The 26,298-nt window shown below is 44.3% G+C and carries 27 protein-coding genes and 1 tRNA gene; 2 read left to right on the forward strand and 26 right to left on the reverse strand.

Annotation, left to right across the window (positions count from 1 at the left end):
- Positions 1–300: 300 nt before the first annotated feature.
- The 4 genes from ACFQV5_RS18805 to nrdR form a co-directional block, all read right to left on the reverse strand.
- Complete coding sequence (locus ACFQV5_RS18805) at positions 301–777, reverse strand: SRPBCC domain-containing protein (protein ID WP_379248904.1); 477 nt, start codon at positions 775–777, stop codon at positions 301–303.
- Between the two features lie 68 nt (positions 778–845).
- On the reverse strand, positions 846–1,088 hold the full coding sequence (locus ACFQV5_RS18810; RefSeq protein WP_379248905.1) for a hypothetical protein: 243 nt from the start codon (positions 1,086–1,088) through the stop codon (positions 846–848).
- Between the two features lie 121 nt (positions 1,089–1,209).
- A tRNA-Ala gene (locus tag ACFQV5_RS18815) sits at positions 1,210–1,285 on the reverse strand.
- Positions 1,286–1,426: 141 nt separating this feature from the next.
- Positions 1,427–1,903, reverse strand: coding sequence for a transcriptional regulator NrdR (gene nrdR / locus ACFQV5_RS18820; RefSeq protein ID WP_379248906.1), 477 nt, complete (start codon positions 1,901–1,903; stop codon positions 1,427–1,429).
- Positions 1,904–2,041: 138 nt separating this feature from the next.
- On the opposite strand from nrdR, the gene ACFQV5_RS18825 reads away from it, so the two are divergent.
- A complete protein-coding gene (locus ACFQV5_RS18825; protein ID WP_379248907.1) occupies positions 2,042–2,269 on the forward strand; it encodes an alpha/beta-type small acid-soluble spore protein in 228 nt (75 codons plus the stop codon).
- Positions 2,270–2,336: 67 nt separating this feature from the next.
- Here ACFQV5_RS18825 and ACFQV5_RS18830 read toward each other — a convergent pair whose 3' ends face one another.
- From ACFQV5_RS18830 to ACFQV5_RS18900, 15 genes are all read right to left on the reverse strand, one after another.
- Entirely contained in the window at positions 2,337–2,900 is a 564-nt protein-coding gene (locus tag ACFQV5_RS18830; RefSeq protein ID WP_379249444.1) for a lytic transglycosylase domain-containing protein, read from the reverse strand.
- Positions 2,901–2,902: 2 nt separating this feature from the next.
- Entirely contained in the window at positions 2,903–3,499 is a 597-nt protein-coding gene (coaE, locus tag ACFQV5_RS18835; RefSeq protein ID WP_379248908.1) for a dephospho-CoA kinase, read from the reverse strand.
- A gap of 9 nt (positions 3,500–3,508) precedes the next feature.
- The gene (locus ACFQV5_RS18840; RefSeq protein WP_379249446.1) at positions 3,509–4,180 is read right to left on the reverse strand and encodes an MntP/YtaF family protein; all 672 of its coding nucleotides are present in this window, start codon (positions 4,178–4,180) and stop codon (positions 3,509–3,511) included.
- Between the two features lie 142 nt (positions 4,181–4,322).
- Positions 4,323–5,159, reverse strand: a complete 837-nt coding sequence (mutM, locus tag ACFQV5_RS18845; RefSeq protein WP_379248909.1) for a DNA-formamidopyrimidine glycosylase — start codon at positions 5,157–5,159, stop codon at positions 4,323–4,325.
- Between the two features lie 81 nt (positions 5,160–5,240).
- Positions 5,241–7,898, reverse strand: coding sequence for a DNA polymerase I (polA, locus tag ACFQV5_RS18850; RefSeq protein ID WP_379248910.1), 2,658 nt, complete (start codon positions 7,896–7,898; stop codon positions 5,241–5,243).
- 174 nt (positions 7,899–8,072) lie between these two features.
- Positions 8,073–8,732, reverse strand: coding sequence for a phosphate signaling complex protein PhoU (gene phoU / locus ACFQV5_RS18855; protein ID WP_379248911.1), 660 nt, complete (start codon positions 8,730–8,732; stop codon positions 8,073–8,075).
- Positions 8,733–8,771: 39 nt separating this feature from the next.
- Positions 8,772–9,527, reverse strand: coding sequence for a phosphate ABC transporter ATP-binding protein PstB (gene pstB / locus ACFQV5_RS18860; protein WP_379248912.1), 756 nt, complete (start codon positions 9,525–9,527; stop codon positions 8,772–8,774).
- A gap of 63 nt (positions 9,528–9,590) precedes the next feature.
- Positions 9,591–10,466 carry a phosphate ABC transporter permease PstA gene (gene pstA / locus ACFQV5_RS18865; RefSeq protein ID WP_379248913.1) on the reverse strand — a complete coding sequence of 292 codons (876 nt, stop codon included), beginning with the start codon at positions 10,464–10,466 and terminating at the stop codon, positions 9,591–9,593.
- Positions 10,467–11,399, reverse strand: coding sequence for a phosphate ABC transporter permease subunit PstC (gene pstC / locus ACFQV5_RS18870; protein WP_379248914.1), 933 nt, complete (start codon positions 11,397–11,399; stop codon positions 10,467–10,469).
- Positions 11,400–11,444: 45 nt separating this feature from the next.
- Positions 11,445–12,416 carry a PstS family phosphate ABC transporter substrate-binding protein gene (locus ACFQV5_RS18875; RefSeq protein WP_379248915.1) on the reverse strand — a complete coding sequence of 324 codons (972 nt, stop codon included), beginning with the start codon at positions 12,414–12,416 and terminating at the stop codon, positions 11,445–11,447.
- A gap of 106 nt (positions 12,417–12,522) precedes the next feature.
- The gene (locus ACFQV5_RS18880) at positions 12,523–13,722 is read right to left on the reverse strand and encodes a methyl-accepting chemotaxis protein (RefSeq protein ID WP_379248916.1); all 1,200 of its coding nucleotides are present in this window, start codon (positions 13,720–13,722) and stop codon (positions 12,523–12,525) included.
- A 142-nt stretch (positions 13,723–13,864) separates the two neighbouring features.
- The gene (locus ACFQV5_RS18885; RefSeq protein WP_379248917.1) at positions 13,865–14,596 is read right to left on the reverse strand and encodes a response regulator transcription factor; all 732 of its coding nucleotides are present in this window, start codon (positions 14,594–14,596) and stop codon (positions 13,865–13,867) included.
- A 92-nt stretch (positions 14,597–14,688) separates the two neighbouring features.
- Positions 14,689–16,476 carry a two-component system histidine kinase PnpS gene (gene pnpS / locus ACFQV5_RS18890; RefSeq protein ID WP_379248918.1) on the reverse strand — a complete coding sequence of 596 codons (1,788 nt, stop codon included), beginning with the start codon at positions 16,474–16,476 and terminating at the stop codon, positions 14,689–14,691.
- A complete protein-coding gene (locus tag ACFQV5_RS18895; protein WP_379248919.1) occupies positions 16,460–17,455 on the reverse strand; it encodes a bile acid:sodium symporter family protein in 996 nt (331 codons plus the stop codon). Before ACFQV5_RS18895 ends, pnpS begins: the two co-directional genes overlap by 17 nt.
- A gap of 148 nt (positions 17,456–17,603) precedes the next feature.
- A complete protein-coding gene (locus ACFQV5_RS18900; protein WP_379248920.1) occupies positions 17,604–19,169 on the reverse strand; it encodes a fumarate hydratase in 1,566 nt (521 codons plus the stop codon).
- A 212-nt stretch (positions 19,170–19,381) separates the two neighbouring features.
- Here ACFQV5_RS18900 and ACFQV5_RS18905 point away from each other — a divergent pair, with 212 nt between their 5' ends.
- Complete coding sequence (locus ACFQV5_RS18905) at positions 19,382–19,750, forward strand: beta/gamma crystallin family protein (RefSeq protein WP_379248921.1); 369 nt, start codon at positions 19,382–19,384, stop codon at positions 19,748–19,750.
- 113 nt (positions 19,751–19,863) lie between these two features.
- Here the strand turns inward: ACFQV5_RS18905 and ACFQV5_RS18910 are convergent, their stop codons facing one another.
- From ACFQV5_RS18910 to ACFQV5_RS18940, 7 genes are all read right to left on the reverse strand, one after another.
- On the reverse strand, positions 19,864–20,724 hold the full coding sequence (locus ACFQV5_RS18910; protein ID WP_379248922.1) for an SDR family oxidoreductase: 861 nt from the start codon (positions 20,722–20,724) through the stop codon (positions 19,864–19,866).
- 235 nt (positions 20,725–20,959) lie between these two features.
- Positions 20,960–21,385, reverse strand: coding sequence for a hypothetical protein (locus ACFQV5_RS18915; protein ID WP_379248923.1), 426 nt, complete (start codon positions 21,383–21,385; stop codon positions 20,960–20,962).
- Between the two features lie 160 nt (positions 21,386–21,545).
- Positions 21,546–22,487: a malate dehydrogenase gene (gene mdh, locus ACFQV5_RS18920; RefSeq protein ID WP_379248924.1), complete on the reverse strand. Its 942-nt coding sequence runs from the start codon at positions 22,485–22,487 to the stop codon at positions 21,546–21,548.
- A gap of 16 nt (positions 22,488–22,503) precedes the next feature.
- Positions 22,504–23,796 carry an NADP-dependent isocitrate dehydrogenase gene (icd, locus tag ACFQV5_RS18925; protein WP_379248925.1) on the reverse strand — a complete coding sequence of 431 codons (1,293 nt, stop codon included), beginning with the start codon at positions 23,794–23,796 and terminating at the stop codon, positions 22,504–22,506.
- Positions 23,797–23,940: 144 nt separating this feature from the next.
- Complete coding sequence (gene citZ / locus ACFQV5_RS18930) at positions 23,941–25,053, reverse strand: citrate synthase (protein WP_379248926.1); 1,113 nt, start codon at positions 25,051–25,053, stop codon at positions 23,941–23,943.
- 351 nt (positions 25,054–25,404) lie between these two features.
- A complete protein-coding gene (locus ACFQV5_RS18935; RefSeq protein WP_379248927.1) occupies positions 25,405–25,797 on the reverse strand; it encodes an FxsA family protein in 393 nt (130 codons plus the stop codon).
- Positions 25,798–25,803: 6 nt separating this feature from the next.
- Positions 25,804–26,298, reverse strand: a complete 495-nt coding sequence (locus ACFQV5_RS18940; RefSeq protein WP_379248928.1) for an acyl-CoA thioesterase — start codon at positions 26,296–26,298, stop codon at positions 25,804–25,806.

A 26,298-nucleotide genomic window follows, 5' to 3' on the forward strand; every position in this document is an offset into this window, starting at 1 on the left:
TATAACGTAAACATAGTATTACGTTTGATCCACTTGCCAGTTGATGACAACGTCATAATCCAAGCCTTTGGTCTTCGCAAGAATTTTCAGCCTGATTATTGACGAACATCAATATCATATTATCCTTGAAAAAACATCAAGAAAACCCTTGATTCCTCAAGGGTTTTCTTCTATCAAGCCTAGGGGGATCGAACCCCTGAACTCATCGCTGCCAGCGATGCGCTCTACCACGGATGTTCATTTACACACCATCAGTTTAATCCTCAATTAGTCAAATGTACTCTAACAAAAAGTCTTTTATCACTCAGTAAATATTGCAAGGTTCTCCAACGTGGATCGTAAACCAACGTCATGATCTTCTTTTCGTATCCCTTCAGGGACATCCTCACAAATGACAGTCACTTTTGTTCCTTCTGGATGGGCTTCTAGTAGCCATTTTTGGATCATCTCACCAGAGAATCGCGTGTCCTCTGAATGAAAATGAACTGTTTTAACAATTCGTTCATCTGGAATTAGCTCCAAAAATTCTCCTTCAGTGACATCTTTATTTTCTGAGGTTTTTCCCTGTATCTCTTCATCCCCTTCGTAGATAAGAGTCATATTATAAACGCCGCCTTCCCTTGCATCAAATGTATCGATTTGAGCAGACATTCCTTCTGGTGGAAGCCATAAAATGAGCGCTTCTGGTTTCAACATTGCCTGATAAATTACTTGTGCTGATGCCTTAATGACTCTTGAAGCAGTATCAATTCTTTTGTTAGTATATGCATCTACCATGTAACTACCTCCTTAGTTCCCTTTTTTCTTCACCTATAAAAATATGTTCAACAGCATACTCAATTCATTCATTTAATCACAGCATATTTAACATGGATAATACCCGTTCCCTCGATTACTTCATTTGATTCGAGAGTGACACTTCCCTGACTAATATGATCAAATAATCGTGTACCTTTGTCAAGCAATGTTGGCGCATTATGAAGATCGAGCCCATAGGGGGATGTATGAATCTCGATTGTATGCTGACGATGCCGATCCTCCGCATACTTTAGTGGTAAATTCAGACGCCGTGCTCCTCCGTGAGGCAAATTCTAAGAAGCTTCTTCATCCACTCCGTCAGCGCGGGCGGACCCATAGGGGTTCATCACTCCTAGGCAATCCACCAAAACAAAAAAACCACCTCAACAGAAGTGGTTTGAATTATTGTTTTGGTGGAGCCTAGGGGGATCGAACCCCTGACCTCATCGCTGCCAGCGATGCGCTCTCCCAGCTGAGCTAAGGCCCCATAACATATAGGTTTCTTTCAAAACAGTACTTTAATAATATATCACAGCATTTTATGACGTGCAACCACAATTTAAGACACAAAAAAAGCCCTCCATTCCATGAGGACTCCTTTCCCTAAAGGGTGCTGGTGTTGAACACATTAGCCATTTGTGTCAGGCAATGCGTCTTTGGACAGCAGACCCTTTAGCTCTTTCATAAACATGTTGATGTCTTTGAATTGGCGGTACACGGAAGCGAAACGTACATAGGCTACTTCATCCACCGTGTACAGTTGTTCCATCAAAAGCTCACCGATCTGGCGGCTCTCCACCTCAGCAGCAGCTGTCTTACGAAGCGAACTTTCCACCTCGGAGACGATCATATCCAGCTGATCCACGGATACAGGTCTCTTCTCGCAAGCACGGATTAATCCGCGCAGCACTTTCTCCCGACTGAACTCCTCACGGCTACCATCTTTCTTAATGACCATGAGCGGGGTCTCCTCCACCATCTCAAATGTAGTAAAACGACGACTGCACAGCTCGCATTCTCTACGGCGGCGGATGGACTTGTTCTCATTAGCGGGACGCGAATCAAGCACCTTCGTTCCAGCATGACTGCAGTATGGACATTTCATAAAACTTAATCACTTCCTTCGAATGAACTAATCTAATTGTCTTCAAACTAATTTCCAGAAAATGTAGTATGGTTGGTTGTTATGAAGATTGCAATTCCGAGACATAATACTTTTACCAACTCAAGGAGGTGAACAGATATGGGACAAGGAAGCAAAAGCTCTAACAACCTGGTAGTACCTCGTGCAAACGGTGCCCTGGAGCAAATGAAATATGAGGTTGCTCAAGAACTAGGCATCAGCATTCCACAAGACGGTTACCAAGGTAACATGACTTCTTACGAGAACGGTTCGATCGGGGGGTACATTACCAAACGTCTGGTAACCCTGGCCGAGCAACAACTGGCTGGACAATATTCCGGTCAATAATTAATTCTTTATCCAAAAGAGTGTTGGGCGGCTTGATCATTCAAGCCCTCCAACGCTCTTTTTAATATTAGAAATGATCATATACCTCGGTATATTGATTATAATAATAAACGACCCTTTGTACATAGTGGCGGGTTTCACCAACCGGGATGTCTTTAACGTTCTCATACGTTCCGTCCCATAGTCCTTTTTTCATCCAGCTTCGAACATTTCCTGGCCCAGCATTATAGGCAGCAATCGCAGCAATCGGATTTCCATCCATTTGTTCATGAAGCTTCTTGATGTACCAAGTACCAAGCTGGATGTTGGCATCCGCTTCATGTTTAAGGTCATCTAGGGTCACCGTAGGCAGATTGGCCATTTCCATCGCCCATTGCGCTGTATCAGGCATAAGCTGCATGATACCTAGCGCTCCTACCTTGGACTCTTTACCCGGTTTATAGTTTGTTTCTACACGGATAATGGAAGCCACAAGAAATGGATCAACCTCATAATGAATAGAATGCTTCCTAATTTGTTCTTTATAATAAATCGGATAAATCCATGTCATCCAGACGTTATTTAAGAAGAGTACCGCGATAAAAGATATCAGCAGAGGCAGAAGAACACGTTTTTTTCGTAGCCATCCCAATTTCATAATTCAAACAACCTGTTCCATAGCTTGTCCACCTGCTTGCTTGTCTCTTCTATGGTTCCACTGTTGTCTATTACATAATCTGCGATTTGCTTCTTCTGCTCAATATCCATCTGGCTGTTCAACCGGGCTTCAGCCCGCTCTTTCGTAATATCATCTCGTTCCATAAGACGCTGAAGCTGCTTTTCTCTTGGTACATAAACAACAATAACCTTCTCAAAAAGAGACTGCAGTTCCGACTCGTACAACAATGGAATATCCACGACGACCAGCCGTTCTGGATATGCTGCCTCATGCTCAGCCATCTGTTTCCGAATCTCTTGGCGAATGGCAGGATGCGTGATCCGATTTAACGCAAGCCGCTCTTCATGATTATTAAAAATAATCTCTCCAAGCCTCTTCCTGTCCAATTGTCCATCTGCCAGTATGATATCTTGTCCAAAGTGTGCGGCCACCTCTGCCAACACCGGATGACCCGGGAGCATTACCTCCCGAGCAATGATATCTGCATCGACGAGAAGCGCTCCCTTCCGGATTAGCATGGAGGACACGGTGCTCTTTCCTGTCGCAATTCCCCCGGTTAAACCGATATTCATGTTTTCACCTCATAACAGCTTCATTATACCCATGAAGATTAATAATAACGCTGGCAGATACGAGATGTACCTCATACCGCCTTTAGAAGCGACCCGAAACCCGGTTCTCATACCGAGCACGAGAAACACTCCACTAAAAAGTGCGACTACTCCAGCAGTCAGTAATGGAGAGAATCCAAGCATCGCAGCGCCCAGCCCGGCACCAAAGGCATCGAGAGATAACGCGATACCAAGCCACATGGCCTCCCACGACGATATACTACCGGAGTCATCCATATCTGCACGAGAAGGACTTCGCAATATTTGAATAACAAGCCCGAGCTTACGGATTTCTAATGAGAATACAGCCGTATGTCGCTGTTCACCTGTTCCTTCAACATGTTCTGTAAGTTCGGTTTTACGTATTAGTTGCGGTATCTGTTCAGGCTCACCCACTTGCTCACGTGAAGAACGGATATGCTGGATAACGGACCAGCCTCCCAGAGCGATAAGAATGATCGCACCTAACATCGAAGCGATTGAAGGTGAGAATACACGCTGAAGCAGTGCCCCTGCTTGCATTGATATACCGAGTACTAGACCCGAACATACCGAAATAATGAATACCGACAATAACGGGATTTTCGTTTTACGCAGCCCATATGTAACGCCAGCTCCAAAGCTATCCAAGCTTAGTGCCATCGCCAGCAGTACTGGTGCAAAAATTAGACCGAGCACCCTTTTCCCTCCTCCGGCCCAGAAGCGTATAATTTGTTCATACGTCTTCGGCTAGTTCTCCAAGTACGATAGTATATGGATAGAGGATAGGATGGGTGCACGCCTATTATTTGCGCTTAAGTTGTTGACAACGTGGACAGAAATGGGTTCCTCGGCCGCCTACAACCGTCTTCTCAACAGGCAAGCCACAGTTGTGGCAAGGCTCGTTCTTCCGGCCGTATATACGCAGGCTATGCTGGAACATGCCCATTTCTCCTTGCCCGTTAACATAAGATTTAATCGACGATCCACCAGCTTCAACAGCCTCTGACAGCGTATCGATTATAGCGTGATATAGAGACTCTAATTCAGCATCATTTAGTGAATTGGCCGTCCTTTCGGGATGAATTCCCGCACGGAAAAGTGCCTCATCTACATAAATATTACCGATTCCAACAACGTATGCCTGATTTAGCAAGACAACCTTGATCTTTGTCTTTTTCCCGCTAATAATATTCTTGAACTCCCCAAGCGTAAACGTATCATCTAGCGGTTCAAAGCCCAGCTTGGAAAGCGGAGGATTGTTAAATTCCTCACCTGAAGCGAATAGATGCATCGTTCCGAACTGACGAACATCCTTATAACGCAATTCGGTTCCATCATCAAAATGGAAAATAACATGTGTATGCTTCTCTACTGGTTCATCAGAGGAGTATAGGCCATACCGCCCCTCCATCCGAAGGTGGGAGACAAGCACTAAACCGTCCAGCTTGATTCTTAGAAACTTGCCTCGTCTTTCAACCCCCTCGATGGTATGGCCTTGGAGCATGAAAGCAAATGCTTCGGCATCGTCAGGTCGCTGTATAATTCGCGGTAAATTAACAGTGACACGATCTATATGTTTTCCTTTAATCAGTTGATTTAATGTTCTTTTAACCGTTTCTACTTCCGGTAATTCCGGCATGATGTCTTCACCTCTACCCTATTATACCGGATACGAAGCGTTTGCTGCATCACGGTTTTTGGAAAAAGAATTCCAGCTAACTTACTTCGCCTCGTACCAGTTCTCGCCGTAGCTCACTTCCGCTTTTAAAGGAACAGCCAGCTTCAATGCATTGCCCATCACTTCCGGAACAAGTGCTTTCATTGTTTCCATCTCTTCTTCAGGAACCTCAAACACCAATTCATCATGTACCTGAAGCAGCATACGGCTTTTCAGCTGTCGCTCGTTCAGCGCTTTATCCATATGAACCATAGCCAATTTAATGACATCTGCTGCCGTACCTTGGATTGGCGTATTCATTGCTGTCCGTTCAGCAAATGATCTGAGATTAAAGTTGCTTGCATTAATTTCAGGCAAATAACGTCTGCGTTCGAGCAGTGTTTTTACATAACCATCCTGCTTTGCCTGCTTCACAATCTCATCCATATAACGGCGAACACCTTGATATACCTCAAAGTACTGATCGATAAACTTAGCTGCCTCTTTTCTTGTAATATTCAAGTTTTGAGACAAACCGTAGTCACTGATTCCATACACAATACCAAAGTTAACGGCTTTAGCCGAACGACGCATATTTGAGTCCACTTCTTCCTCACTTACCCCAAATACGTCCATTGCAGTCTTGGTATGTATGTCCATATCGTGCAGGAACGCTTCTTTAAGGCGATCGTCGTCCGAAATATGTGCCAGCACACGCAGTTCAATCTGGGAATAGTCCGCAGCAAGAATGGACCAACCTGGCTCCGAAGGAACGAATACTTTACGGAGCTTGCGCCCTTCCTCCAAACGGATCGGAATGTTCTGAAGGTTCGGAAATTGACTGCTAAGCCTTCCTGTCGCTGCAATCGTCTGACGATAGTACGTATGCACTTTGCCTGTTTCATCTGAGATCTCTTTAAGCAAACCTTCTACATAAGTGGACTGCAATTTGGCAAGTGTACGATAATTAAGAATATGCTGTACAATTTCATGATACGGCGCAAGCTTCTCAAGCACTTCCGCATCGGTAGAATATCCAGTCTTCGTTTTTTTAATAACCGGAAGTTCCAGTTTTACGAACAATATCTCACCTAACTGTTTCGGTGAATTCAAGTTGAATTCCGTTCCTGCAATCTCATATATTTTCTCAACAAGCGCTTTGATCTGCTCTTCGAATTCACGGCCAAGCTGCTTCAAATCCTCCACATTAACCGCTATTCCCTGCTTCTCCATGTCAGCAAGAATTCGGGAAAGTGGCATTTCGAGATCATGGAAGAGCGGCAGCATTTCATTACTTGTCAGTTCCTGCTCCTGCAGCGGTATAATTTTGGCTATCGCTTCACATTTCCGCGCCAGATGTTTACTGAGCGTTTCTACATCCGGAATTTTATACTTTGCCCCTTTACCAAACACCTCTTCATCAGAAGGAAGGAAAGAGAGACCATATTTTGCTGCTAAACCACTAAGTGTCTGGTTCGAATCCGTAGGATCCAGCAAATACGCTGCCAGATGAACATCAAAGGAAGCGCCAGCAAAAGCAATTCCCTGCCAGTGCAGTGCCAGATCAATCCGATGGAGATCATATCCCCGTTTAGGCACATTGTTATCTGCCAGCCAGTTTCGAATCGGTTCTGCTCCATCTTCTTTGAGCACTTCAAATGGGACATAATAATGAAGACCTTCCGCTGCAAGTACAATTCCAGTCACACTCGCATGATGTGGATTATCTCCATGAGTCTCAACATGCATGAATTGTACCTGTTCCAAGATCTCAGCTACCTTCGGTAATAAATCTGCATCTACGGTTACAACTTCAATCTCGGCTTGTGGCTGCGTCTGCTCTGCCGAACCATTCCCTCCGGCATTAAGATTAAGGCGTTCTAGTAGCGATTTGAATTCCAGCTTCGCAAGTGCAGGACCGGCGGTTTCCTGATTCAGGCCATCAAACTGCATATCCGACCATGACTGTGTAAGAGGAACCTCTCGAAAGATCGTCGCGAGCTTCTTACTGAGAATAGCGGATTCCGCGTTATCTTCAATTTTTTCTTTCATTTTACCTTTTAGTTCGCCCGAACGCTCCAAGACCTGTTCAACCGATCCGAATTCATGAAGCAGCTTGAGCGCTGTTTTCTCACCTACACCCGGCACACCTGGAATATTATCGGATGCATCGCCCATCAAGCCTTTCAAATCGATAATTTGTTCTGGTGTAAGGCCATATCGTTCCTGAATTTGCGGCGGACCGTATGTCTCGATTTCCGTTACCCCTTTACGAACCATCGCAATTTCGACATGCTCAGAGGCTAGTTGAAGCATATCCTTATCCCCGGAAACAACCATGACCTTTCGTCCTTCTTCATCAGCTAATCGGGTAATCGTGCCGATAATATCATCCGCTTCATACCCACTGATCTCGAATTGAGCCACCCCGAGTCCCTGCAGCAACTCTTTCAAAAGTGGGAACTGTCCGGACAACTCCGGCGGTGTTTTCTCCCGTTTCCCTTTATAATCCTGAAAATCTGCATGTCGGAACGTCTCTTTCCCCGCATCAAAAGCAACCATCATATGTGTAGGCTTATGCTCGTCAATAAGACGAAGCAGCATTGTCGTAAATCCATAGACTGCGTTGGTCTGCTGCCCACTCGCATTCGTAAGTGGAGGCATCGCAAAAAATGCACGATAAATAATGTTATTTCCATCAATTACAATCAACTTGTCCATTCAGGCACCTACCCCTTTATAACTTCCTTCCCACATGATAACATAGGTTCCCCTGAAAACCGAAGACCGAGGACCATCCCCTTGTATATTCATCGGATAAATCTTAATTCATCCCTATATTCTACGTATTTCCCCACAAAAAAACGCTGGCTTACGCCAGCGCTCATTAAGACTTTATTGGTTGAGGTCAGGACGATGACCCGTTACTAGGTATACGGTACTCTCCCCAATGTTTGTTGCGTGATCAGCAATCCGTTCGATGTATCGTCCGACCATCACTAACAGCATTGCTTGATTGGCAGCCTCCCGGTCACCTGTCAGATGAGAGAACAAGTCATGAAGTATGACGCTGTACAGCTGGTCTATCTGATCGTCATCCTGTGCCATTTTGTAAGCTAGATCCGTATTTTCAGTTAAATACGACTCAATGGATTCCGATATCATGGATATTACCAGTTCAGCCATACGCGGAATATCCACGAGCGGCTTGATCAGCTTCTGACCTTGCAATCGAATCGTAACTTTCGCGACATCACGAGCTAGATCACCCATTCGCTCTAGGTCGCTCGCAATTCGAAATGCAACCAAGATACGGCGCAGATCCTTCGCTACAGGCTGCTGTGTTAGAATAAGGCGGGACCCGATATCCATAATCTGCTCTTCCATAGCATTCAGCTCGGCATCGAGCTTAACCACATTTTGAGCTTTATCCGTATCCAATGTTTGAAGAGATGACACAGCCGCTGTCAAAGCCTCTTCCGTATGCTTACTCATATCCCTCAATAATGATTTCAGTTCATCAAGCTGTTGATCAAACTCAATTCTCCGGATCATGTTATCTTGCCCCTCCAATACGTAATTTTTAACAAATCATTAACCGAATCGACCAGAAATATAATCCTCTGTCCGTGCATCAGAAGGTGTTGAGAACAACACATCTGTATCTGCAGATTCAATCACTTCACCATTTAGGAAGAATACTGTACGCCCTGATATCCTTGCAGCCTGATGCATGTTGTGGGTTACCATTACTATCGTATATTTACTTTTCAGCTCCTGGACTAATTCCTCAATTTTCAAGGTAGAGATCGGGTCCAAGGCAGAGGTTGCTTCGTCCATCAGTAGAATATCAGGCTGAACCGCAAGGGCACGTGCGATGCACAAACGCTGCTGCTGTCCTCCGGATAGGCTGAATGCAGACCGTTTCAAGTAGTCTTTCACTTCATCCCATAATGCTGCCTGTTTTAAACTTTGTTCTACGATTCCATCAAGCTCAGACTTGTTGCGAATACCGTGCAAACGCGGTCCATAAGCGATATTGTCATAGATCGATTTCGGAAAAGGATTCGGCTGCTGGAACACCATGCCGACCTGTTTACGAAGGGCTTCCACATGAACCTCCTCGCTGTAAATTTCCGTGCCGCCGATCTTTACACTACCTTCGATACGAGTAGCCGGAATCATATCGTTCATCCGATTAAGTGTACGCAGCAATGTTGATTTACCACAACCTGACGGACCGATAAAGGCAGTTACGGTCTTCTCAGGAATATCTAGATCCACATTTTTTAGCGCATGATAGGTGTCGTAATATAAATTCAATTTCTTAATTTTAATGATAGCTTCCATAGAATAATCATGTCTCCTTCTTCTGAACATTCACGTTATGAATATGGCTGATTCAGTCAAGTCTTAGGTGTTCTTCTGGTATTTGTTCCGCAGCCAAATGGCAGTCAGGTTCATGATGAACAACATGATTAACAGCAAGATGATACCCGAGGCAGCTAGATCATGGAATTCTTCACTTGGTCTTGATACCCAGTTGAATATTTGAATCGGCATGACCGTGAATGAATCCAGTAGATTTTCCGGCAAAAAGGCAACGTATGTCAGTGCACCAATCATGATCAGTGGTGCAGTTTCCCCAATCGCCCGGGAAAGTGCCAGAATAACACCTGTCATAATGCCCGGCATTGCAGATGGTAGAACCGATTTCGAGACCGTTTGCCATTTCGTTGCACCGAGCGCGTAAGAACCATCTCGTCGGTTTTTCGGTACGGCGCGAAGCGCCTCTTGTGCAGAAACAATAATGATCGGAAGAACAAGCAGCGTCATGGTCAAGGCACCTGACAGCAGGCTTCTTCCCAATCCCATTCCCCGTACAAAAATCGCAAGTCCAAGAATACCATATATAATAGAAGGAACGCCTGCGAGTGTGCTGATATTAAGCTGGATTAAACGCACCCAACGGCTTTTCCCTGCATACTCTTCCAGGAATATTGCGGCGCCCACCCCAAGGATAAAGGATAAGGGAGCCATCAACAGAAGCATATAGATTGTGCCTACAATCGGTGACTTCATTCCTGCCCGTTCCGCTCTACGCGATGGATAGTTCGTAAAAATCTCTGGTGATAATCTGTGAAGACCATCCATTAAGATCGATATGATTAAAGCCATCAAGGCTACTATACCAATACTTGTGCATACGAGAAAAACAAGGTGCAGGATGCGGTCGCCGCGGCGTCTCCTTGTAATACCTTTGGTTTCGCCCAGATTCATAGATTCCATCTAGTATTCCTCCCTGAAGCGGCGAGCAACCCACTGCGCCAAGATGTTAAGCAAAAAGGTAATGACAAACAATGTCAGACCTACGGCAAAAATTGTTCCATATTCAACCGTTCCCCGCGGAACATCCCCACTGCTGACCTGAACAATATAAGAGGTCATTGTCTGAATACTATTCAGCGGATTAGCCGTCAGTTGTGGTGTGGCCCCAGCTGCAACGGTAACGATCATCGTCTCACCGATTGCGCGCGAGAATGCCAGCACGAACGAAGAAACAACGCCAGACATCGCTGCTGGCAGCACAATTTTGAGAGCTACTTCAAACCTAGTGGCACCCAGTGCATAAGCTCCGTGCCGGAGGCTCTTCGGAACGGCTCTCATTGCATCTTCACTAAGTGATGAAATCATAGGCAGTACCATGATACCTACCACAATACCCGCACTTAGTGCGTTGAAGATGCCCATATTCGGGAAAATCTTTTGTAACAAAGGTGTAACTGTCTCTAACGCAAAGTAACCATACACAATCGTTGGTACACCAGCTAGAATCTCCAGAACTGGTTTAACAACTCCCCGAACTCGGGCAGGCGCGTATTCATTCAGATAAATAGCGGACGCCAAGCCGATAGGCACTGCGAATAAAATCGCAATGCCTGTAATCAGCAATGTGCCGCCCAGTAGGGGCAGCACGCCGAATTCTTTAGGGGAGAGAATAGGGCTCCATACCGTTCCTGTCAAGAAGTCCCAAACCGGTACTTCCTTAAAGAAGATGATGGATTCCTGTAGAAGTGTGTATACAATACCGATGGTGGTGAAGACCGAAAGCACTGCGCACAATCCTAGAAAAATCGGGATGATTTTATCGGATATCCGCGTTTTGCTTCTTTGAAATGTCATCTTTCCGGAACTTCCCGCCACGGATGATGTTTTATTCATTCTCCTCTTCCCTTTCTATAACGTCACTGGGGAATGTCCCTTGACTTATTGAGCCAGTTTATCTTTTTCTGTCTGATATTCTTCGTCTGGAAGTGCAACGAATCCAACCTCACTTGCCAGTGCACCTGCATTGTCTAGATAGAAGTCCATGAAAGCTTTCACTTCTGGACGTTCCAATTCCTTGTCACTCACATAGACATATAGAGGACGGGACAATGGAGAGTAGCTGTTATCTTTAATTGTTTCTGCATCTGGTGTTACAGTTGCTGTTCCGTTATCAATTGGAACGAGTTTCAACTTATCTTGATTCTCTTCATAGAAGGAGAAACCGAAGTACCCGATTGATTGCTTGTCGCCAGCCACACCTTGCACAATCGCATTCGTGTCTGCACTGAATGTAATCTGTTTATCGTTACGGCTTACTTGAGCCTCACCATTAATTACTTCTGTAAAATAGTCAAATGTTCCGTGATCTGTACCTGGAGAGTAAATCTTGATTTCTTCTGCAGGCCATCCCTCACGTACATCAGCCCATGTTTTCACTTTGCTATCTGGTTCATATATCTTCTTAAGCTCTTCGATTGTCAACTTGTCGATAAAGTCGTTCTCAGGATTAACAACAACAGCAAGGCCGTCATAGGCTACCTTAACTTCGTGATATTCAACGCCTTTTTCTTTCGCTTCCGCAGCTTCTTTTTCTTTAATAGGACGGGATGCGTTTGTAATTGCAATTTCGCCAGCGATGAAACGTTTAAAGCCTGCACCCGTTCCACCTGTACCGATTGGAACGCGAACGTCTTTATTCTCGGCACCGAACTCTTCAGCGATTGCTTCAGTCATCGGATGTACCGTGCTTGAGCCATCAACTTCAATCGTTCCAGATAGAGCAGCTGAGCCACCATTAGCGTTTTCGCCTTCTGCATTCTTATCTCCGCCTCCGCAAGCTGCGAGAACCGTGCTAAGCATCATGATCAATACGAGAATTCCTGCAGATTTACGACCCCTGTTTTTAAACAAACTTATCCACTCCTTAAAATCTGGTCTCTTGTTTTTCTATTTACAATAACCATCTTAATCCCCAAATGTAATTTCAGTTTTAGAGAAATGTAAACTCTGTGTAAAATCATAAACAATTTACGAGATTTCTAGACTCAAGGCTAGTATTCGAATCAACAGATAAGTTGATGTTCAAACCAGACAATTCTTGTCTAACCCTCTTCACAAGGTCGGCCGCTTCATCTGCCTGAGCATGTACCTGGCTTCCGGCATCCAGAGCCTCCAGGGCGGCTTGTTCCATCTTGACAAACATCAAGCCTCCTTCGGCAACAATGCTCTCACAATCACGAATCTCCCGAAGGCTGGCATCGGTAGCCTCAGCTGTTTCTTTGACAAGATGTTGAATATGTACGAGAAGATGAGAAATATCTGCGGACAAGCTCCTAGTCTGCTTGGATAAAGATTGGACCTCTCCTGCTACGATCTGAAATCCCTTTCCGTGTTGACCCGCGTGTGCAGCCTCAATTGAAGCATTAATTGCAAGGAGACCGCTATGATCTGCAAGCTCGGCAATCTGTCTCGTGATCGAAGAAATTTTCTGAGCATTCTTGAGTAGCTCTGAAACAAAGCTCGCCCTCTCTTCCATTCCGTTCACCAATCCGATATAGGACGTGCTTACCTGCTCAAGGCTCCTTCTACCGGTCTGTGACCATTCCTCTATTCGTTCACATTTCATTCGTGTAATCTCTGCTGCCTCAGCAACTTGGCTTAAAGCCCCCTCGATTTCATGTGTATGTCGCTGGGTTTCACCCAGAATATACTCCCGCTTATTCTCTGCTTCCTGTTGCAGAATCGTGGATAGCTGCAATAAATCTTTTACCGTAAGAACCCCGATCAGCTTTTCATGCTCAGTTAAAAGCACACAATCATAGAATCGTGATTCAGAACGCTCCAGCGCTTTCTGTAAAAGCTTCGACATCGGCTCAGAGATATCCATAAGCATTGGATTCATATCTGCGATATAAGAAGCAGGCCTTTGATTATATATTTCTCTTGAGAATCTTCCACTCATCCGGCTATAGAAAGCCTCTCGCATGATGAGTCCCTCTGGATTTCCTGACTCTCGGCAATATACGATACATGGAGCTTCAGAATCCCTCTTAAACATGTCCCTCACTTCGCCGCACGTCTCTTCCTGTCCGATTATCGGAACAGGCCTACTTAAAAAACGTACAGAAATTGGTTCTCTCTTCTGAGAGAATGACTCTTTTTCCATTTCATCAACAGATTTCAACGCGTCGTATGTCCTAAGCTGAAGCAGTGTCATGCAGCTCCACTCCTTTATCTAGTTCTTAAGACGCATCTTATCGAACTAGTATTAACGGAATGTATTGGAACTATGAAGTAAATGTAAACACGAAAATTATTCTGCTTATACGGCTAAATACACAAAAAAAACGCTCATCATTTTATGTTAAATGATGAGCGCCTTTTTTAGGATTCACGACTAATTTATAACCTACACCTCGAATGGAATCAATAAAAACTGACTCGGGATCTAACTCTAATTTCTTTCGAAGAGAGCTGACATGAACATCAACCGTGCGCTGGCCACCGATGTAGTCAAATCCCCAGACAACGTTCATAAGATCATCCCGAGTGAGAACCACCCCAGGCTTTCTAGCCAAATATAACAATACCTCAAACTCTTTCGGTCGAAGATTGATATTCTGTCCACCGAGCCGAACTTCGTATTTATCCGGGTATATCTCGAGTTGCCCTAATATAATCACATTGCTCGGTTTTTCAGTTTCCTTCACTTCCTCAACATGGCCAGAAACTCTTCGCATGACGGCTGTAACCCTAGCAAGCAGCTCCGATACACCGAAAGGCTTTGTAATATAATCGTCAGCCCCCATTTTAAGACCCTGTACAACTTCTTCCTCCGCATTCTTAGCGGTAAGAATAATGATCGGTGTCTTTATCCCTTGTGCCCGTAGCTTTTCCAGAATCGTAAACCCGTTCATCCCTGGAAGCATAACATCTAGTAAAATCAGATCAAAGGACTGCTCACATGCCCGGTCGTATCCGGCCGTTCCGTGTTCCTCCACGGTGACATCAAAGCCTTCCTGTGTCAAATTGTATGACAAAAGCCGTGAAAGTGTCGGTTCATCCTCAATTACAAGCAATCGTTGAGCCATGTTAACCCCGCCCTTAAATCCATAGTTTTTTTAAACCTTGTATCAGTATATCAACGGAATGTTATCTCTATGTTAAATGATAGTCGTTAGTTTTAATCATTTTCCTGAAGTAAAGGCAACTCAATAATGAAAGAACTACCGAGTCCAAGCTCACTTTCCACCTTAATGGAACCATGATGAAGGTCAACCAGATGTTTGACAATGGATAAGCCAAGTCCTGTACCACCTGAGCTTCGAGAGCGTGACTTATTGACACGATAGAATCGTTCAAAGATCCGCGGCAGATCCTTTTTCGGAATCCCGATCCCAGAATCTTGTACAATAAACTCGACTGTATCTCCGTGTTCCTTCACCTGTTTTTCTCTTACGATGAGCTGCACTCTTCCACCTTCTTGAGTATAGTTAATTGCATTGGACAGAAGGTTCGTAAATATTTGTCTCAGCTTATCCTCATCACCCTCCATGAACAGTTCTTCCGGTACTTGCGTAAGCAGACTGATCTGTTTCTTATCAGCCGCAGGCTTCATAAACTCAATCAAGGATTCGAAGAATGTGGATAAATGAATCGGTGAGTATTCCGTCGCAATTCGCTTGGACTCAATCTTGGACAGCTCAAGAATGTCCCGAATCAATCGATTTAGACGCTCCGATTCATCATAAATAATCTGCAGGAAGGATCGGGAAGTTTTCTCATCCTCCACACCACCAAGAAGCGTTTCTGCAAACCCCTTCACTGCAGCTAGTGGTGTCTTCAGCTCATGGGATACATTCGCCACAAACTCGCTTCGCATCCCTTCCAATCGCCGAATATCCGTGACATCCTGAAGTAAAAACAGCATTCCACGGTAAGATCCATCATCCTGCATCATGGTCACCCCGTCTAAACGCACAATCGATTCAACTGGAAAGTACAGACTGCGTTCTTCACGGAAATTCGTTCGGTGCTCCAATCCTTCTTCGATAAGCTTCGTCAATTCATAATGCTGGCGCAATTCTCTATAACTCTTCCCCGTTACATAATCTGCCTTTACCCCCAGCATTTCTTCCGCTGCCCGGTTTACGAGTGCAATGGTTCCATCATTACTAAACATTACAATCCCGCCGGTCATATTATTTAGCACGCTTTGGAGTAAATCCTCATTGTCCCTAATTGTTTTCAGCTGAGTTTGGAGACTATCTGCCATGGCATTAATCGCCAGAGATAGTTGACCGATCTCATCCTTACGGTTTAGCTGGACACGGGCGTCAAAATCTTGTCTCGTGATTCGCCGAGCTACACTTGTGATTTTTTCAAGAGGAGAGGTTAAGCTAGCTGCGACCCTATAGCTTACAAATGCAGCAATAATAAACAAAACTACTAGTCCCCATCCCATTACAACCCAGCCTTGTCTTACGCTTTCATCCACTTCACTTAAGCTCATCGCCAGCCGGATATACCCATCAAAACTGCCTTGCTCTACTGGAATTGCTACATAGATCATATCTTCCCCTAGAGTGCTGCTATATCGTATTGTACGGCCAACACCTTCTATTTCTGCTTGCAGCATCTCTTCACGCTCTGCATGATTATCCATAGAAGTTGGATCGCTCTCGGAATCGCCGATGACCGTTCCATCTTTCTGAATAAAAGTCACTCTCGCACCTGCCAACGTTTCGAACTGCATAGATTTTTCAGTATAATATGAGACTGCCTGTTCCTTGGTTAGAGGTGGAAACTCCATGGTTGCCTGGATCAACCTAATCTCACGAACCATATTTTCTTCCTGCAGCTCAATATGAGAACTTTTAAATACATTTGCCATGGCCAATCCAGCGCCGAGCATCGATAATCCAATGAGTATCATCATTATGAGCGTAAGTCGATTACGAAACGGTTTCATCAATCTCTTCCTTTAACGATGTATTATGTCCTGAATTGAATTTACTGAACAGCGCATGCACAATCGTGGCAGCTGGTTGTTGAAACATAATAGATAATACAACAGGTACAGATGCTTGAGGTGTAAAATAAGCCGTTGCGAGCACCATCCCGAGTGAAATATTCCGCATGCCGGCTGCATAGGTCTGTGTAATCTGAAGCTCCCGATTTCGCTCAGGCAGCAAGTAGACGCCATAATACCCTAGCCCATAACAAACGCAGATGAGAACAATGACAGTAGGTATAATGACGATCATTTCCTGCTTCATACCTGCTGCATGTGGAGCAATTGCCGCCGCATTCAGCATCACTACTAGCATAAAAGCAATCTTCGATAGAGGCTGGGCGACAGGCGCCGACCATTCCTTCGCTCTTCCTTTCGACAATTCATACAACAGTACACCTACGACAGTGGGTAATACGACCATTTGAAGCAGGTCAATAACAAGTGCTGTCATGTCCCATGAAAGTGAACCTTTACCAAAGAACAACTCCATTAAAGCAGGAACAACCAATGGACTGAGCAGCGTGTCCAGCACAACGACGGACAGAATAAACGGCACACTTCCCCCTGAGCTTCCAACCCATAACACAGAAGATACACCAAGAGGTATTATCGCGAACAGCACAAGTCCTGTCGTATATTCCGAGTGGGGCCCAAACACCAACTCTCCAAGTCCGTAAGCTAATAACGGAGCTGCCGCATGAGCAAGTAACAGCGTTAAGATCACTGGCAAGGGTCGCTTCATGACCGCACGCAAATGTGAGACACCACAACCGAGTGCCATCACAAGTGTGATATAACCGAACAAGTATGGAATTGAAGATATGTATGGCAGTAGCGGCTCTGACAGGAACCAGCCAGCCACAAGTGATCCGGGTATCAGTAGAAAGGTATATTTCTCGAACCAAGCTGCAAATGACAATCCGAATTTTCTCACGCTACTCCCCCTGCGGTCTTCGATTCTTGTTTGTTGTTTATCATAAACCTCATCTTCCTAATCTGCAACGATATCTCCATAAAAAAAGCACCCTCCGACATCCATTGTCGAAGAATGCTTAGATTCCATTAAGTTCTCAGATGATAATCTAGCTAAACACAGGTTCCTTGAACATCTCAAGTTTCGCTGCTGAGTCTTTGCTAACATCCGCATGCAGACTGTTACCATGCGAATCCATGGTTACAATCGCAGCAAAACCGTCTACTTCAAGATGCCACATGGCTTCAGGGATTCCAAATTCCATGAAATCTACGCCGTTCACATTTTTAATACACTCTGCGTAATACTGAGCAGCACCGCCAATTGCATTCAAATATACGCCGCCATGCTCCTGAAGAGCTTGAAGCGTCTTAGGTCCCATACCACCTTTACCAATGACCGCGCGAATACCAAACTTTTTCAAAATATCACCTTGATACGGTTCTTCACGGATACTTGTCGTTGGTCCTGCTGCCTTTACATGCCACCCTTCCTCATCCTTCAGCATAACCGGGCCGCAATGATAAATAACTGCGCCATTCAGATCCAAAGGTGCATCATGGTCCATCAAATATTTATGAAGAGCATCTCTGCCGGTGTGCATTTCTCCTCGAATAACAACTACATCTCCCACTCTAAGGCTGCGAATCTGCTCCTCACTAATCGGCGTTTGGAGGACAATTTCTTTCCCTTCACGTCCAGCCTCAACATCACTAGATGACTCCGATGAAGCAGCCGTAACAGCTTCCGTCTCAGTGTCGGTCATTCGCATCCCACTACCGCTTTCATACAACCATTCCTGGATCTCCCCATGATCTGCATCAATAAGTACACCCTGACGACGGAATGCCCAGCAATTATATGCAACTGAAACAAAGAAACTAGCTGGAAGTCTGTTCATCGCACCAACCTTGCAGCCGAGAAGGGTTACCTCTCCACCAAAGCCCATTGTGCCAATACCAAGCTTATTCGCGTTCTCTAAAATATAGTTCTCAAGATTCTGCAAATCCGGATTCGGATTCACATCTTCGATGTGCCGGAATAGCTGCTGTTTAGCAAGCTCATAACCTGTTGTACGGTCTCCCCCGATACCAACACCAATAAAGCCAGCACTGCAACCTTGACCCTGAGCCTGATAAACCGAATGCAAAATGCATTTACGAATACCGTCCAGATCTCGTCCTGCTTTACCTAATCCTTCAAGCTCTGTAGGCAGACTGTATTGAATATTCTTGTTCTCACAGCCTCCACCTTTCAATATAAGCCGAACATCTATCGAGTCCTGTTCCCACTGTTCAAAGTGAATGACCGGTGTACCCGGACCGAGGTTATCACCACTGTTCTTGCCAGTAAGTGAATCCACAGAATTCGGACGCAGTTTGCCATCCTTGGTCGCCCGGATCACCGCATTGAAAATATCCTTCTTCATTTCAATTTGGTTCGCACCGACAGGAGTATGTACAACAAAAGTAGGCATGCCCGTATCCTGACAGATTGGTGAAACTTGAGTCTCAGCCATCTCAATATTTTGTGCAATCGTTGCGAGTGCCAAACCAGCACGAGTAGCGGCATCCTCTGCTTCACGTCCGCGTTTAACTGCTCTACGAACATCTCCTGGAAGATTTGTCGAGGTTTCTACGATGAGTCGATATATACTCTCTTCAAAATGCTTCATGTCTGTTTACGTACCCCTTTCATTTATGACCATAAGTTAAATAAGGCTATGTAAATGCGTATTTATTTCTATCATATCATACTGAATTCTTCATGAAAGGGTTTACTTAAAATTTATATATTCTATTAAAAATCAGCTCTCTTCCTCTATCTTTCAACCAATCAATGGATATCCACTTTACATATATTAATTGGGAAGGGAGGTGATCAAATATGCAAAAAGTATCTATTTCGCAAGTTTTCCCACGGCTAACATTGTTCACTGATGAAAATTACCGGGGAAGAAGATTTGTATTGCGTGGTAACCTCGGAATTAGAAACCTTGAGAGACGTTCTGGTGACATTGAAAGTCTTCGATTCTTCTCTACTAATCCCAATGCTACTCACGTATTGTTCTCACGCCCTAACTTCCGAGGCCAAGTAAGAGTATTTCGTGGCAACACCAACATCGCCGATTTAGGTGATATTATTAGAGGAGAAGATGCCGAATCCTTAATTAGTGCTAACTTCCGTCTTACAGCTGCTCAGATTCGCGATATTCGCAATACTGGTATACTGCCGCGAGGATTCTTGTTGATTTAATCCATCACTCACAAAAAGACCCTGTCTTCTCGCTATGAGCGAAAAGCAGGGTCTTTTTGCTGTGAGAATCTTTCTGCGATTAAGCGGCTCCCCACAACAATGACTTAACCGTCTTACCCGTTAATGACTTCACCGCCATTTACATGGATAATCTGCCCACTGACATAAGAAGAGTCAGAAGAAGCCAGATATACATACGCAGGTGCCAATTCTTCTGGCTGACCAGGACGCTTCATTGGCTGACTTGCACCAAATTTGCTTACCTCTTCAGCTGTAAATGTTGATGGGATAAGCGGAGTCCAAATCGGTCCAGGTGCCACTCCGTTTACTCGTATCCCTTTTTCCGCGACATTCATGGACAGTGATCGGGTAAAGGAAACAATCGCTCCTTTTGTCGATGAATAATCAATCAATTCCGGGCTGCCCCGGTAAGCAGTAATTGAAGCTGTATTAATAATCACACTTCCTTGGCCAAGATGAGGCATGGCGGCCTGTGTCATATAGAACATCCCTAGAATGTTCGTACGGAATGTGCGCTCTAATTGTTCCTTAGAAATATCCTCAAGTTTTTTCTGAGGATGCTGTTCGGCAGCATTGTTAACGAGAATATCCAGTTTACCCAGTTGATTTATTGTCTCTTTCACGGAATCGCTACAAAATGCATCATCACCGATATCACCAGCAATAAGGATGCATTTCCGCCCCTCCTGCTCAACTTGACGCTTCGTTTCCTCCGCGTCTTTATGCTCATTCAAATATACAATAGCTACATCGGCGCCTTCTTTAGCATAAGTCACCGCAACAGCCCTACCTATACCGCTGTCACCTCCGGTAATCAAAGCAACCTTTCCTTCAAGCTTGCCGGCTGCTTTGTATTCACTGGATGTAAACTTCGGAAGTGGATTCATTTCACTCTCGATCCCAGGTCGTTGATCCTGATGTTGTGGGGGGAGTATTTGTTTTTCCTGTGGCATTTTGCATTTCTCCTTTCAGGTCAGTTCATCTCTGTTTTTTCCATAGCTTACTTCCCTATTAGGATGCTTTAGGCTTGGTCATATTAATCAGAACCTTTACGCTATGTTAATTACCACATTCGAACGAACCTCAAACGAAGTCTTGGGGTTTCCAATTAATCCTCCTAAAAATAACGCAAAAAAAGATGCTCCAACAGCCATTCATAGCTGATGGAACACCTTTAAGTTAACTAAATTATTTATACATCGGATAAACCATGAAATAAATCATTACGATCAAGAGAATCGCCAGAATGATACTGAATGTACGAAGCTTAGCTGCTTCAGCAGTAACCTCACGCTTTTCACGAATGGAAACAAGTGCAGTCTTAAGCGGCTTGCCCATAATGCCTCCGATCGCAAACATAGCGAGAAGCAGAACAGTGACGATAATCATCCAAGGTACAGAGTAGTCACCCTTTGACATCATATAACCACCCGTAATAAGCTGAACAACTAATCCATATTGAGCAAAACGGTTTGCCACACGAACTGTGTTGATTCCGCCCTCTTTAGCACTTAATGACAATTTTTGAATACCACTTACGATGAATGGCAAGATTAAGTAGAAGCCAAGAGCTGCTGTACCAATCATATGTAACAGAAAGAAAATTTTCTCCATCTTATTATTCCTCCAATTCCTAATAGTGTGATATTTGTTACATCTATTCACTGAAACTTATTATACTGAACAAATCACATAAAGAAAAGCAATCCCAGCTCTATAAAGTAGACCAGGATTGCTTTGTCATTCAATCGACAAATATAGGGGTGGGAGTATATTACAATTTCACCACAGAAGTTACGTTACGGACCGATTCAGCGGATTTTTCGAGTGCCGTTTGTTCATCAGCAGTCAACTCCAGCTCGAATATTTTTTCAATACCGTCTCCTCCCAAGATTGCAGGAACGCCCATGAACAGATTGTCATAGCCATACTCACCTTCTAGGAGTGCGATGATTGGCAGGATTCGTTTCTTATCCTTCAAGATCGCTTCGGTCATCTGTACTAGAGAAGCAGCTGGTGCATAATAAGCACTTCCGTTGCCAAGCAAACTGACAATCTCGCCTCCGCCAACACGGGTACGCTTTACGATCTCCTGAATCCGTTCAGCCGGAATCAGTGTGTCAATTGGAATACCTCCAACACTGGAGTAACGAACGAGGGGTACCATGTCATCCCCATGACCACCGAGAACAAACCCGCGTACATCTTCAACAGATACGTTTAGTTCTTGCGCAATAAATGTACAAAAACGTGCAGTGTCCAGTACACCGGATTGGCCGATTACACGGTTCTTTGGAAACTCTAAAGTATTATATGCCACATAAGTCATCGCATCCACCGGGTTACTAAGCACTATAACCGTGGAGTTAGGGGCATAGTTCTTTATGTTTTCGCACACGGATTTCACGATTCCCGCATTCGTATTTACAAGATCATCGCGGCTCATACCGGGCTTACGTGCAACGCCTGCTGTAATAATGACTACATCGGAACTGGCGACATCCTCATAATTAGATGTACCAACGATGTTACTATCAAACCCTTGTACCGGGCTTGCTTCCATCATATCAAGAGCTTTACCTTTTGTTGGATTCTCTAGTTGCGGGATATCCAAAAGAACAACATCACCAAGCTCTTTTTGTCCGAGCATAAGTGCTGTGGTCGCTCCGGTAAAGCCGGCACCGACTACCGTAATTTTTTTACGGATAATTGCCACGATGTTTTTGTCCCCCCTACATGTTTTTGATAATTTCGTTCGCAAACTCGGAGCATTTCACTTCGGTTGCGCCTTCCATCAAACGTGCAAAGTCGTAAGTAACAGTCTTGTTATTAATAGAAGTCTCCATGCCTTTGTAGATCAGGTCAGCCGCTTCCTGCCAGCCCAGGTGCTCAAGAAGCATTACGCCGGACAAGATAACGGAACCTGGGTTAACTACGTCTTTATCAGCATACTTAGGAGCAGTTCCGTGAGTAGCTTCAAAAATTGCATGGCCTGTCACGTAGTTGATATTCGCCCCAGGAGCGATACCAATACCACCAACTTGAGCTGCAAGAGCGTCAGACAGATAGTCACCATTCAGGTTCAGTGTTGCAATCACATCGAAATCAGTAGGGCGTGTCAGCACTTGTTGCAGAGCAATGTCAGCGATAGCATCTTTAACGATGATTTTGCCTGCATCTTCAGCAGCTTTTTGTGCTGCATTAGCTGCATCTACGCCATCTTTTTCCTTGATGATATCGTACTGTGCCCATGTGAACACTTTATCGCCAAACTCTTGCTCAGCAACTTCGTATCCCCAGTTTTTGAAAGCACCTTCTGTAAACTTCATGATGTTACCTTTGTGAACAAGCGTTACGCTCTTGCGGTCATGTTTGATTGCATATTCAACAGCAGCGCGTACAAGACGTTTTGAACCTTCCGAGGAAACTGGCTTAATACCAATACCAGAAGTTTCAGGGAAACGGATTTTGTTAGCACCCATCTCTTCTTGAAGGAATTTAATCATTTTCTTAACTTCTTCGGAACCTTCTTTGTACTCGATTCCTGCATAAATATCTTCAGTGTTCTCACGGAAGATAACCATGTCTACCAGTTCAGGACGCTTTACTGGCGATGGAACGCCATCGAAGTAGCGTACTGGGCGCAAGCAAGTGTAGAGATCAAGTTCTTGGCGCAAAGCAACGTTCAGGGAACGAATACCACCACCGATTGGTGTTGTAAGAGGACCTTTGATCGCAACGATATACTCGCGAATTGCCTCAAGCGTATCATTAGGGAGCCATTCTCCATATGTATTAAAAGCCTTCTCTCCTGCAAACACTTCGTACCAAGCAATACTTTTAGAACCGCCATAAGCTTTCTCTACAGCTGCATCAAGTACACGTTTGGATGCACTCCAAATGTCACGGCCTGTTCCGTCGCCCTCAATAAAAGGAATGATCGGATTGTTAGGCACCTGCAGCTTGCCGTTATCAATCGTAATTTTCTCGCCTTCGGTAGGTAATGCGAATTTTTCTAGTTTCATAAGTATGAGTTCCTCCTTGAATTTAGTAGATATCTCTATTTCCCCCTATGCAAACACAGGGAAAGGGCACTTAGAAAGCTACTTGACGGGCAATATGCCACTCAAGTATTTTCTCAGCCCCTATTGTACATGAAAGATAATTAATTAGCGAAGTTCAATCGATATATATTGTTGATCTGTTAATCCTGTGTACTCTGCACGCGGACGAATAATTCGGTTGCCATCGTACTGTTCCAGAATATGTGCAGTCCATCCCGATACTCGGCTAATAGCAAAAATAGGGGTGAAAAGTTCATGCTCAATGCCAAGTTGGGTATAAACGGACGCAGAATAGAAATCAACATTCGGCTTCAGGCCCTTCTGGCCGGTTACCGTCTCTTCGACCAGAACGGAAATATCATACAGGGTTGTGTCACCCTTCATATGTCCGAGCTCACGAGACATTTTTTGCAGATGCTTTGCACGTGGATCTCCATTTTTATATACTCGATGACCAAAGCCCATGATTTTCTCGCGATTGTCCAATTTCTCTTGGATATAAGACTCCGCTTTATCGATGGTACCAATCTCGCTTAGCATTTTCATAACCGCTTCGTTAGCACCACCATGAAGCGGGCCTTTAAGCGCGCCAATGGCAGATGTAACACCCGAGTAAATATCGGACAGTGTAGCCACTGTTACACGGGATGCAAATGTAGAAGCATTTAGCTCATGATCAGCATGAAGTACAAGGGCTTGGTCCAGAGCTTTAATCGAGGTTTCATCTGGTTGCTCGCCTCTAAGCATATAAAGGAAATTCTCGGCAATGGATACGCCGGCTTTCGGAGCAATCGGTTCCTTACCCTGACGAACGCGTGAGATAGCAGCAACAATAGTAGGCAATTGAGCTTGTAGCTTAATCGCTTTCTTTTCATTAGCTTCGCTACTCATATCATCTGCGGACTCATCATACAGTGCTAGGGCAGATACTGCGGAACGAAGAGCAGCCATCGTATTCGCATCTTGCGGATAAAGCTTGATTTGTTCAATCAATTGATCCGGAATTGGTGCGAAATCGCTCAAATCTTGCTGCAGCGATTGTAATTCCTGTGCATTTGGAAGTTTTCCAAACCAAAGCAAATAAGCCACTTCTTCAAAACTAGCATGTTCTGCTAAGTCATCGATGTTATAGCCTCGATATGTAAGAACACCATCAACGATCGAGCTGATCGAGGAGGTTGTGGCTACAATGCCTTCCAAACCCTTGATAGCTGTCATGCATCATCTCTCCTTTTTATCTGGAATATACTGAGCTGGGCCTCATGAAAACATTTTCATGAAGCTGGATAATAAGAATAACCCGTAAAGAGGCCAATAGCCATGATATAGTCATAAAACCTTCTCATATCATACTGGATAATGTCTGATATGTGAACAATGTCAGAGCATTCTCTACATTAAAATGTTTTATCGATACCATAAACTATTTTTTGAAATCACTTACAATTCCATTATAACCATGATTTTTGTCATTGTCGAATCATGATATTTAAATTTTTAGTCCAAAAAAAAGGGCCGACCCTTCTAAAATAGACGGATCAGCCGCAATATAAAGGATAACAATTCGTTTTAACGCCGAAAAATTCTTATCTTCCCATTCTTCATATTTTTCTTCATCCACAACAAAAGCAGGAATCGATATAAAGGGCGAGTAAGAGGAAAAATCATCGTAAACCCTATAATATCAGTTACGAAACCAGGTACGATGAGTAAAATTCCACCTAAAAATATACAGAGTCCTTCTACCATCGGTATTCCAGGTGGCGCACCCGAATTCATCTTCAACTTGGCATCTTCCATCGCCTTACGACCTTCAAATCTCATCATCGCAACGCCAATCGCGGATGTAAGCAGTGTTAGAAATAAGGTATTCATGCCACCGACCCGCTCCGCTACAAATGAAAAGCCGAATATTTCAATGGCAGGCAGAAATATAATGGCCGCCAGCATCCACTTCCACATATACCTTTACTCCTTTCCTCCCAATAAAGAGCTCCTTAAAGCATCATACAACTTGGGGACGCATTTATCCAGTCTGGTCGGTTTCCAATCTTTATTTACCCAGACATGACGTGTTGTACCTGTTACGAGCCTTTCACCTGGAAGCTTATCTCCATTAATGGAGCTCATACTTTCTTCGTCACTCAATCGGCGAACTTCATATTCATAGTGAATCCGAAGTGGTGAGAAATTTGTCATTCGAGTGAATATAGTTACATGATCGTCATAGCGTGCTGGACTCGAATAATGAATATCCAGATCCACAACAGGAAGAAGAACACCCGCATCCTCCATTCCTCTGTACGTAAATCCAAGATCACGAATCATTTCAGTTCTTCCAATTTCAAACCAATTTAAATAATTGGCGTGATACACCACGCCCATCTGATCACTTTCTTGATAACGGACCCGAAAGGACGTTGTAAACCAGCGACTTATTTGTTCCGTTGCCTTCTTCGACAT

The sequence above is a fragment of the Paenibacillus sp. GCM10028914 genome (assembly GCF_042666275.1).
Taxonomy (GTDB): Bacteria; Bacillota; Bacilli; order Paenibacillales; family Paenibacillaceae; genus Paenibacillus_AQ.